Annotated in this window: 8 protein-coding genes; 4 read left to right on the plus strand and 4 right to left on the minus strand. The window is 66.8% G+C overall.

Annotated features, from left to right (window positions below; all coding sequences use genetic code 11):
* Together VQ065_RS22705 and VQ065_RS22710 are read right to left on the minus strand one after the other, a co-directional pair.
* Positions 1 to 2,079 (minus strand): phosphocholine-specific phospholipase C, encoded by a 2,079-nt coding sequence (locus VQ065_RS22705; RefSeq protein ID WP_003091692.1) that lies wholly within the window; start codon positions 2,077 to 2,079, stop codon positions 1 to 3.
* Between the two features lie 230 nt (positions 2,080 to 2,309).
* On the minus strand, positions 2,310 to 2,765 hold the full coding sequence (locus VQ065_RS22710; protein WP_003091697.1) for a DMT family transporter: 456 nt from the start codon (positions 2,763 to 2,765) through the stop codon (positions 2,310 to 2,312).
* A gap of 88 nt (positions 2,766 to 2,853) precedes the next feature.
* Between VQ065_RS22710 and VQ065_RS22715 the strand changes: the two genes are divergently transcribed.
* Positions 2,854 to 3,768, plus strand: a complete 915-nt coding sequence (locus tag VQ065_RS22715) for a LysR substrate-binding domain-containing protein (RefSeq protein ID WP_003110953.1) — start codon at positions 2,854 to 2,856, stop codon at positions 3,766 to 3,768.
* Between the two features lie 7 nt (positions 3,769 to 3,775).
* On the opposite strand, the gene VQ065_RS22720 is transcribed toward VQ065_RS22715, so the two are convergent.
* Positions 3,776 to 4,588: a MerR family transcriptional regulator gene (locus VQ065_RS22720; protein WP_003091701.1), complete on the minus strand. Its 813-nt coding sequence runs from the start codon at positions 4,586 to 4,588 to the stop codon at positions 3,776 to 3,778.
* 311 nt (positions 4,589 to 4,899) lie between these two features.
* Between VQ065_RS22720 and VQ065_RS22725 the strand changes: the two genes are divergently transcribed.
* The 3 genes from VQ065_RS22725 to VQ065_RS22735 are packed head-to-tail and all read left to right on the plus strand — an operon-like array spanning position 4,900 to position 8,447.
* Entirely contained in the window at positions 4,900 to 5,775 is an 876-nt protein-coding gene (locus tag VQ065_RS22725) for a M24 family metallopeptidase (RefSeq protein ID WP_003091703.1), read from the plus strand.
* Positions 5,772 to 7,550, plus strand: coding sequence for an SDR family oxidoreductase (locus VQ065_RS22730; protein ID WP_003091704.1), 1,779 nt, complete (start codon positions 5,772 to 5,774; stop codon positions 7,548 to 7,550). Before VQ065_RS22725 ends, VQ065_RS22730 begins: the two co-directional genes overlap by 4 nt.
* Before the next feature lie 9 nt (positions 7,551 to 7,559).
* Positions 7,560 to 8,447, plus strand: a complete 888-nt coding sequence (locus VQ065_RS22735; RefSeq protein WP_003091705.1) for a metal-dependent hydrolase — start codon at positions 7,560 to 7,562, stop codon at positions 8,445 to 8,447.
* Between the two features lie 341 nt (positions 8,448 to 8,788).
* Here the strand turns inward: VQ065_RS22735 and VQ065_RS22740 are convergent, their stop codons facing one another.
* Positions 8,789 to 9,394, minus strand: a complete 606-nt coding sequence (locus VQ065_RS22740) for an ATP-dependent Clp protease proteolytic subunit (protein WP_003091706.1) — start codon at positions 9,392 to 9,394, stop codon at positions 8,789 to 8,791.
* Positions 9,395 to 9,511: the final 117 nt, after the last annotated feature.

Below are 9,511 nucleotides of genomic sequence, written 5' to 3' on the forward strand. Positions count from 1 at the left end.
TCAGAAGGTCAGCGTGCCCAGGCCCATGCCCGGGTCGCTGAAGCCGGAGCGACCATCTTCCATGCGACCGCTGAAACGCCGCAGGAAGCTGTCCGCCCCCTGCGCGCTGACGCTGAAATCGTACCAGTTGCCGCTGCTGCGCAGCGAATAGCGGACTTCCCGACGCTGTCCCGGCGGCACGTTGACGGTACGCCGCTCGCCCTGGCGATAGACGTTGTCCTTGACCGTCAGCTTGACCGGATGGCGGCCACGGTTGATCAGTTGCACGCGCAGGTTGCCGAACAGCGGCTCGTAGTCGATCCGCACTTCCGGCAGCGGCGCCTTGCGCTCCGCCAGATCGCGCCGCAGGTTGCCGCGAAAGACCCGGAGGAAACCGTTCGGACCGTGCACTTCCAGGTGGTAGTCGCCGCTGGCGTCGCCCTGGAAGCTGTCGTGCAGGCGCTTGCGCGCGCCAACGGTGTAGCGTTTCGGCGGGTTCTCGCTGTCGAGCAGGTCGAACACCTGGAACACCGCGCCGGCCTTGCCGGTGTTGGCGAAGGTCAGGCTCAGCGCGTCTCCGCCGCTGCGGTAGCGCGCATGCACGCCCAGCTCGTAGGGCAAGGCGCGGGCCGGACGGATGCCCATTTCCTGCTTGGGCATGGCGGCCACCGCCGGCGGCTTCGGCTTCGGCAGCTTGATCTGGCTGGCGACGATGGCGTCGGCCTGGCTGGTGTCGGGCAGTTCGGGGAACGGCTCGTTGTTCGGGTTGGCGAAGTTGAACGCCGAGGTCAGGTCGCCGCAGACGGCACGACGCCAGGGACTGATATTCGGCTCCATGACCCCGAAGCGCTGCTCCAGGAAGCGGATCACCGAAGTGTGGTCGAACACCTGGGAATTGACCCAGCCGCCCTTGCTCCACGGCGAGATCACGTACATCGGCACCCGCGGGCCGAGGCCGTAGGGCTGGTTGCGATAACGGATATCGCCCTTGGTGTGCCATTCGAGGGTGGCGTCGGCGGTGGTCTTGCCGCGCAGCGTGCCGTCCTTGTTCAGGCTCGGCGCGGCCGGCGGGGCGATGTGGTCGAAGAAGCCGTCGTTCTCGTCGAACATCACCAGCAGCGCGGTCTTGCTCCAGACCTCCGGGTTGGCGGTCAGCGCGTCGAGTACCCAGGAAGTGTACTCGGCCCCCCAGATCGGGCTGGACGGGCCGGGGTGTTCGGAGTACTTGGCCGGGGCGACGATCCAGGACACCTGCGGCAGGCTGTTGGCCAGCACGTCGCGCTTCAGCGCATCGAGCTTCCAGGTGCTCAGGCCGTTGACGATCAGCGGCGAGTCAGGCGCCGCGGCGCGGTACTGGCGGAAGCCGATCAGCGGGTTGTCGGAGAAGTTGTCGGCCATGTCCTGGTAGACCCGCCAGGTGATGCCGGCGGCCTGCAGGCGCTCGGGATAGGTGGTCCAGGTGTAGCCCTGCTCCACCGGGCCGTTGCTGTCGTGGTCGTTGGTGGTTACCGGGCCGCCATGCTGGCCGAGCGGGTCGTTGGTGCCGGTCCAGAGGAACAGCCGGTTGGGGTTGGTGCCGCCCTGAAACGAGCAGTGATAGGCGTCGCAGATGGTGAAGGCGTTGGCCATCGCGAACTGGAAGGCGATGTCCTGCTCCTTGTAGTAGCCCAGGGAACGCTCGGTCTTGGCCGGCAGCCACTTGTCCATGCGCCCTTCGTTCCAGGCCTGCTGGGCGTCCGGCCAGGTGTGCGGGGTACCGTCGACGCGCTGGGCGCTGGTGGTGCTGGTGTCGAAGTGGTAGGGCAGGATCTCGCCCTTGCTGCCCTTCTGGTGCCAGACCCGCTGGCCGTCGGGCAGCGGGATCGCCATGCGGTCGCCGAAGCCGCGGACGCCCTTGAGGGTGCCGAAATAGTGGTCGAAGGAGCGGTTCTCCTGCATCAGGATCACCACGTGCTCGACGTCCTTGAGGTTGCCATGCCGGCGGTGCGCGGGAATCGCCAGGGCCGCCTGGATGCTCGACGGCAGCATGCTGGTGGCGACGGTGGCGCCGACCGTACCGGCGGCCAGGCGGATGAAGCTTCTTCTGCTTTTCGAAATCATCGGGGGACTCACCAGGTCAGGGTGTGGCACAGGGCTGCCGAGCGCATCCATGACGCCCGCAGGCTCACTCGGCAGCAAGCTGTTCGAACCCCGACGACGCTAGTGAGGGAAAAAGACGCTTTGGTTTCAACACGCTTTGCAACAACTATTCATGCCAACTTCGTCACAATTTCAGATCAAGATTTTGGTCTAGGCCAGATTCCACTTGACAGCCTTCGCCGGCACTCTCCTCACGCTCTCCCCCGCCATTGCAGGAGCAATACCCCCGCCACCACCAGCGCCAGGCCGAGATAGCCCTCCCAGGACAAACGGCGCACCGGGAAACCGGCCCAGCCGAACTGGTCGCAGAGCGCCGAGACCAGCATCTGCCCGGCCACCACGCACGCGATGAAAGTGGCGGCGCCCAGGCGCGGCGCGACCAGGATCGCCACCGTCAGGTAGGCCGCGCCGAACAGCCCGCCGAGCCAGCTCCACCAGGGCGCGCCGCCGAGGCTGGCGGTAGCCGGCAGCGGCACCCGCACCAGCAGCAGGCCCAGGCTGACCACCCCGAGGCTGACGCCCAGCGAAGTCAGGCTGGCGCTCAGCGGATGGCCGAGCAGGCGCCCGAGCAAGGCGTTGCTGCCGGCCTGCAGCACCACCATGCCGCCCACCGAAACTGCCATCAGTACCATCAGATAATTGGGCATGCTGATTCTCCTCCTCCGGCCATTGCCTCTGGAGCGGAGTTTTTGCTATCCACTTCGCGAATGGAAATCGATAGTTGGTACATCCTCCATGCAGCAGATTCATGACCTACGCCGTATCGACCTCAACCTGCTGGTGGTGCTCGACGCGCTCCTCAGCGAGCGCCACGTGTCCCGCGCGGCGCAGCGCCTGGCCATGTCGCAGCCGGCGGTCAGCCACGCCCTCGGGCGTCTCCGCGAACTGTTCGGCGATCCGCTGCTGGTGCGGGTGAAAAGCCGCATGCAGTTGACCAGCCTGGCGCTGGAGCTGGCGCCGAAGCTCCAGGCCAGCCTCGACCAGGTGCGCGGGGTGATCGGCGGGCCAGCCTTCGAGCCGGAGCGCAGCCGGCGCCACTTCCGCCTGGGCATGTCCGACTACGGCGCCTGGGTGGTGCTGCCGGCGCTGCTGCGCCAGCAACAGGCGCTGGCGCCCGGGGTGAGCTTCGGGATAGTCCAGGAACCGCGCCTGGAAACCGCCCGGCAGGTCGCCGAAGGACAACTGGACTGCGCGCTGGGGGTATTCCCCCTGCTTCCGGAGGGCGTGCGCGCCAGGCGCCTGTTCGAGGAGCGTTTCGTCTGCGTCTGTCGGCGCAGCCTGTTCGACCGCCCCGACGGCCTGTCCCTCGACCGCTACCTGGCGGCCCGCCACGTGCGCGTCTCGCTACAGGACAACCCGGCCGAGGAAGTCGACAGCGCCCTGGAAAAGCGCGGCCTGCGCCGGCAGGTAGCGCTGACCCTGCCGCACTTCACCGTGGCCCCGGCGCTGCTGGCCGGCACCGACCTGGTACTGACCATCGCCGAGCGCATCCTCGAACGCCTGCGGTTACCCGAGGAACTGGCGGTCTGCGAGCCGCCGCTGGCGATCCCGCGCTTCGACTACGTGCAGATCTGGCGCGGCGACGCCGAGCGCGAAGCGGCCGGCGCCTGGCTGCGGGAACAGATCCAGGCGGCGGCGCGGAAGATCTGAAGAAGAGTCAGGAAGGCTTTTCCAGCTTGCGCAGCATCTCGCCGACACGCTCGCCGAGCATTTCGTTGGCCGACAGCTTGAGGCCGCGCGCCAGTTCCACCTGGACCACGTGTTCCGCCAGCGGACGCAGGCGCAGGAACACCTTGGCCAACTCCTGCAGGTCCGGCGCCCCGGGCAGCAGGTCGGTGCCGCGGCCGTCCACCAGGTGGGTGACGATCAGGCGGACGATCCCCGCCGCCAGGTGCTCGGTGTCGCTACGCAACTCGCCGAGGTGATCGAGCAGCGCCTCCAGCGGGATGCCGCTGCGGTACAGCTCCAGCCCGGCCTGGAACAGCCGCGGACTGGGGATCTTCATGCACTCGCCGTCGAACAGCAGCAGGCCCAGCGCCTGGGCCTTGTCGATCACCCGGTCGTTCAGTTCGTCGCCGAAGATCGCCCGGAGTTCGTCGAAGCCGATGCTGCCGGGCGTCTCCAGGTTCCACTCGCCGATGATCGCCTGGTCCAGGCCGAGCACGTGGTCGAGGTCGCGGCCCTGTTCCCAGGCCTCCAGCAGTTCCTTGATGTTGGCGCTGGAATAGCCGCGCTCGAGCAACTGGTTGATCAGCCGCAGGCGCTTGAGATGGCTGTCGAAATACACGCCGACCCGGCCGCGCCGCTCCGGCGGCGGCAGCAGGCCGCGGTCCTGGTAGGCACGTACGTTGCGCACGCTGCTGCCGGCCGCGCGCGCCAGTTCGTCGACGCTGTATTCGCGGGCATCCTCGGCGGACGGCTGCTCGCCACGTTGCAGCAGGCGCTGCAGGAGGGTCAGGGGTGTGCTCATGGAGGCGGATCATAACGAGGCCCGCCGAACGGCCACAACCTCCGGGGGCGCAACGCTCTTTGCCGGCGTCCGGATGCGCGGGCGCCAACCAAAGACTGGACTCGTCGGTCAGCCGCTTCTCCGGCACCGCCGCCAAAACCCGGGGGAAACGTCTCGAGCCTTCTGCCCCGGGCCTTCCGGCGCCGGTAGCAAGTGCCGTAACACCGGCGTGAAGGGACTTCCCAGGGCTGGCGCAACGCCTGCTTATGGGCCAGCATCAACCATGCCATCGATCAATGTCACAATAACGACAAGCCAGCCTGGAGAGAGCCATGTCCCAAGGCGCCTGGGTACCCACTCCCGACGATCTCGATCACTTCCGCCAGGTCCAGCGACTGGCCTATACCTGCTGCGAAACCATCCACGGCGAACTGCGCGCCGGCATCAGCGAGAGGGAAGCCGCGGCGCTGATGAAGACCTGGCTGCAGGATCACGGCGTCGACGACTGGTTCCACCAGCCCTTCGCCTGGTTCGGCAGCCGCACCTCGTTCAAGGGCTTCGACGGCCTGCGTCATCTCGGTGGCTTCAACCTGGCCTTCTACCCCGGCAAGCAGCGCCTGGAGGAAGGCATGCCGTTCATCCTCGACTGCGCGCCGACCCTCGGCGCCTATACCGCCGATGTCGGCTACTCCGGCGCGCTCGGCCACAACCTGTTGCAGGAGCGGCTGATGGACGACCTGCTGATACACCGACGCACCATCCTCGACCTGGTCCGCGAACGGCGCCCCCTGGCCGAAGTCAGCCAGGCGGTCGACCGGCTCTGCGTGATCCAGGGCACCCTGCCACGGCACAAGGCCTATCCCTTCGAAGTGCTCGCCCATCGCGTGGAAAAGCTCGGCAACCGCCGCGGTCCCTCGGTGGCGCGCTTCGGCGTGCGCAACCTGTACACCCTGACGCGCAACGCGCTGGTCACCGGCAAGCGCGAAGGCTGGTCGCCGCTGTGGTCCAGCGGCAAGCGCTCCGAGCACCCGCCGACGCCCGGTCTCTGGGCGGTGGAACCGCACCTGGGGCTACGCGGGGTGGGCGCCAAGTTCGAGGAACTGCTGGTGGTCACCGAAGACGACGCCTACTGGCTCGACGACGACCTGCCGCACGTCCGCCGCTGGCAGGCGCGCGGCCTGCTGCCGCAAGCACGGGAGGCCGCATGAACGCGCTCCTCGCCCTCCCCGACCTGCAGCCGGAACGGCTGTTCGTGCAGTCCGGCGACGTGCGCCTGGCGGTTCATTGCTGGGGCGCGCCGGACAACGACAAGCCGACGCTGCTGATGGTGCATGGCTACCCGGACAACCACGAGACCTGGCTGCCGCTGATCCGCCAACTGGCTGGGCGCTACCGCATCGTCGCCTACGACGTGCGTGGTGCCGGCGCTTCGGACAAGCCACGCTGGAGCCGCGACTACCACCTGCAGCGGCTCAGCGAAGACCTGCAGGCGGTGATCCGCGCCACCAGCCCGGTCCGCCCGGTACACCTGCTGGCCCATGACTGGGGCTCGATCCAGACCTGGGAAAGCGTCACCGATCCGCAGTGCCGCCCGCTGATCGCGTCCTATACCTCGATCTCCGGGCCCTGCCTGGACCATGTCGGCTTCTGGATGCGCGAACACCTCAGGCAGCGCAGTCCGAAGGCCCTGAAAGCGCTATTCGGCCAGTTGCTCCACTCCTGGTACATCGCCTTCTTCCATACCCCCGTCGTACCCGAGCTGCTCTGGAGCGCCGGCCTGGCCCGGCTCTGGCCGCAGTTCCTGAAGCGCGCCGAAGGCGTCCGCCATCCACAGGTCAACCCGACCCAGGCCAGCGACGGCCGGCACGGGGTCAAGCTGTACCGCGGCAACTTCATCCGCAGCCTGTTCCGTCCGCGCAAGCGCCACACCGAAGTGCCGGTGCAACTGATCGTACCGACCCGCGACCGTTACGTCGGCGCCCAGCTGTTTCAGCACCTCAGCCTGTGGGCGCCACGCCTGTGGCGGCGCGAGGCGAGCGTCGGCCATTGGCAACTGCTGGCCGAGCCGGAGCAACTGGCCGGCTGGCTCGGCGAGTTCATCGACGCCCAGGAAACCGGCGAGTCGCCGCCGGCCCTGCAACGCGCCCAGGTCCGCCCCGACGCGCGCTCGATGAGCGGCAAGCTGGTGGTGGTCACCGGCGCCGGCGGCGGCATCGGCCGTTCGACCCTGCTCAGCTTCGCCGAGCGCGGCGCCAGCCTGCTCGCCGCCGATCTCGACCTGGAAGCCGCCGAACGCAGCGCCGAACTGGCCCGCGCCCTTGGCGCCACGGCCCATGCCTACCAGGTCGACGTCGGCGATACCCAGGCCATGGAGCGCTTCGCCGAGTGGGTCCGCGACACCCTCGGAGTCCCGGATGTGGTGGTCAGCAATGCCGGCATCGGCATGGCCGGACCGATGCTCGACACCTCGCCCGCGGAATGGGAGCGCCTGCTGCGGGTCAACCTGTGGAGCGTGATCGACGGCTGCCGCCTGTTCGGCCGGCAGATGGTCGCGGCGAACAAGCCGGGGCACCTGGTCAATGTCGCCTCCGGCGTGGCCTTCGCGCCGTCGCGCAACTACCCCGCCTACGCCACCAGCAAGGCCGCGGTACTGATGCTCAGCGAATGCCTGCGGGCGGAACTGGCCGGACGTTCGATCGGAGTCACCGCGGTGTGCCCGGGCTTCGTCGATACCGGCATCGTCCAGGCCACCCGCTTCGTCGGCATGGACGCCGAACGCCAGGCGCGGCGCCAGGCGAAGATCCAGCGCTTCTACAAGCGACGCCGGCTCAGCCCGGACACCGTCGGGGAAAAGCTGGTGCGCGCCGTGGAGCGCAACAAGGCGGTGGTCTCGGTGGGCAGCGAGGTGCACCTCGGCGCCCTGCAATGGCGCTTCGCGCCCTGGGCCACGCGGTTTCTCGCGCGCTTCGACCTGACTTCCTGAGAGCCTGCCATGAGCGAATTCCACCACAAGCTGGTCCAGCGCAAGGTCCGCTTCGACTTCAGCGATACCCCCCTGCACTGGGTTCCCGGCGAAGCGGAAGCGTCCCAGGTGATGAACGTCCTGCACATGCTCCTGCCTTCGGGCGAACTGTGGTTCTGCCGCCTCTACAACAAGGCCCTGCCGTTGGTTAGCGACGCCCGCCTGCGCGACGACGTGCAGGGTTTCATCCGCCAGGAAGCGATGCATTCGCGGGCCCACGACGGCGCGATCCAGCGCTACCTGAGCAGGTTCGACATCGACTCCAAGCCGTTCACCGACAAGATGGATTTCCTTTTCGAACGCCTGCTCTGCGACTACCCGCTGGGGCAGAACCGCCTGACCCGCGCCCTCGACGGCTGGTGGCTGCGCCAGCGCTGCGCGATCATCGCCGCGGTGGAGCATTTCACCTGCGTGCTCGGCAAGTGGGTGCTGGAGGCCCGGGAGCTGGATCGCCGCGGCAGCGACCCGGTGATGCTCGACCTGCTGCGCTGGCACGGCGCCGAGGAAGTCGAGCACCGCAGCGTCGCCCACGACCTGCACGTGCACCTGGGCGGCAGCTTCGTCACCCGGCAACTGACCATGCTGTTGGTCATCGCGATACTGGTCTACCTGCTCGCCGACGGCACCCGCACCCTCCTCGACCAGGACCCGAGCCTGCGTGGCGCCAAGCGCCAGGGATTCCTACGAACCTGGTGGCGGCTCGGCAAGCAGGGCCTGCTGCCGAACCTCGCTCACACCTTCCGCGACGTCGCCCGCTACTTCAATCCCTGGTACCACCCCGAGCACGAGGCGAATACCCAGGAAGCCCTGGAATACCTGGCCAACTCGCCGGCGGCCCGGCGCGCGGCGAACGCCTGAAAACAATTCACTGGAAATACCGGCAAGCGCCGCGGAAGCTGGAACTTTCCCGGCGCTTGTCCATTGTTACGTCAGGTCGAGTCAAACAAGCCGGCAGACGGAAGGTAATTTCCATAAGCCTGAAAAATGGCGCTCGATAGAATGATTGAAAATAACGGGCGCGCGACGTGAGACTTTGCAAAAGCCAGCCACTCTTGCCGATGGCACTTTGAAAGCAAGCAAAATAAAAGTAAGAAAAGTTACCCTATCGATCGGAAATTAAAGAAAGAAAAGCGAGCGAGAAGAGAATCGAGAAATACGCTCTTCGCGCCCGCCTTCGTATTTGTCCGACCTGCGGTGACTCACTGGCCAGGCAGCGTGATCTCCCGTTCCGAAACGATGATCTTGTTGACCAGGCCGTACTGCACGGCTTCTTCCGCGTTCAGCCAGAAGTCGCGCTCGGTGTCGGCGCTGATCTTCTCCGGCGTCTGCCCGGTGGCTTCGGCGAAGATCCGGTCGAGGCGTTCCTTCATCCGCACGATCTCGCGGCGGTAGATCTCGATGTTGCTCGCCGGCCCCTGGATGCCGCCCGACGGCTGGTGCAGAAGGAAGCGGGTATTGGGCAGCGAATAGCGGTTTTCCTTGTCCGCCGCGGCGTAGATCAGCGCGCCGGCGCTGGCTACGCTGCCGGAACCGATCATGATGACCTTCGGTGTGATGAAGCGGATCGCGTCGAAGATCATGTCGCCGGACTCGACGTGGCCACCCGGGGAATTGACGAACATGTAGATCGGATCGTCGCTGATCGAGGCGAGGATATGCAGCTGCTGGACAACGTCCTTGGCCATCTTCTCGTCGACCCCGCCGGTGACGAACACCTTCCTGACCTTGAGCGCGTACTCCATCAGCTTGGCGCCGATAGCGCCGTGGGAGTCGCCGCCTTCGCGGTCCTTGTCATCGGTTTTCATGCAACCTCCTGGAACTGTTGGTAATCCATCCGGCAAACCTTTCAGGGCATGCGTTCGTTGTTCGCCAGGGCGCGGATATATATCCGTTAATGCGCCTCTTCCGAGCGGCCCATTATG

Origin of the sequence: Pseudomonas sp. KBN10P06128, assembly GCF_037574945.1 — a bacterium.
GTDB lineage: Bacteria > Pseudomonadota > Gammaproteobacteria > Pseudomonadales > Pseudomonadaceae > Pseudomonas > Pseudomonas aeruginosa.

Coding starts and splice junctions, on each gene's coding strand:
- VQ065_RS22705 (WP_003091692.1), bottom strand. CDS start 2,079: ATGATTTCGAAAAGCAGAAGAAGCTTCATCCGCCTGGCCGCCGGTACG.
- VQ065_RS22710 (WP_003091697.1), bottom strand. CDS start 2,765: ATGCCCAATTATCTGATGGTACTGATGGCAGTTTCGGTGGGCGGCATG.
- VQ065_RS22730 (WP_003091704.1), top strand. CDS start 5,772: ATGAACGCGCTCCTCGCCCTCCCCGACCTGCAGCCGGAACGGCTGTTC.
- VQ065_RS22725 (WP_003091703.1), top strand. CDS start 4,900: ATGTCCCAAGGCGCCTGGGTACCCACTCCCGACGATCTCGATCACTTC.
- VQ065_RS22720 (WP_003091701.1), bottom strand. CDS start 4,588: ATGAGCACACCCCTGACCCTCCTGCAGCGCCTGCTGCAACGTGGCGAG.
- VQ065_RS22740 (WP_003091706.1), bottom strand. CDS start 9,394: ATGAAAACCGATGACAAGGACCGCGAAGGCGGCGACTCCCACGGCGCT.
- VQ065_RS22715 (WP_003110953.1), top strand. CDS start 2,854: ATGCAGCAGATTCATGACCTACGCCGTATCGACCTCAACCTGCTGGTG.
- VQ065_RS22735 (WP_003091705.1), top strand. CDS start 7,560: ATGAGCGAATTCCACCACAAGCTGGTCCAGCGCAAGGTCCGCTTCGAC.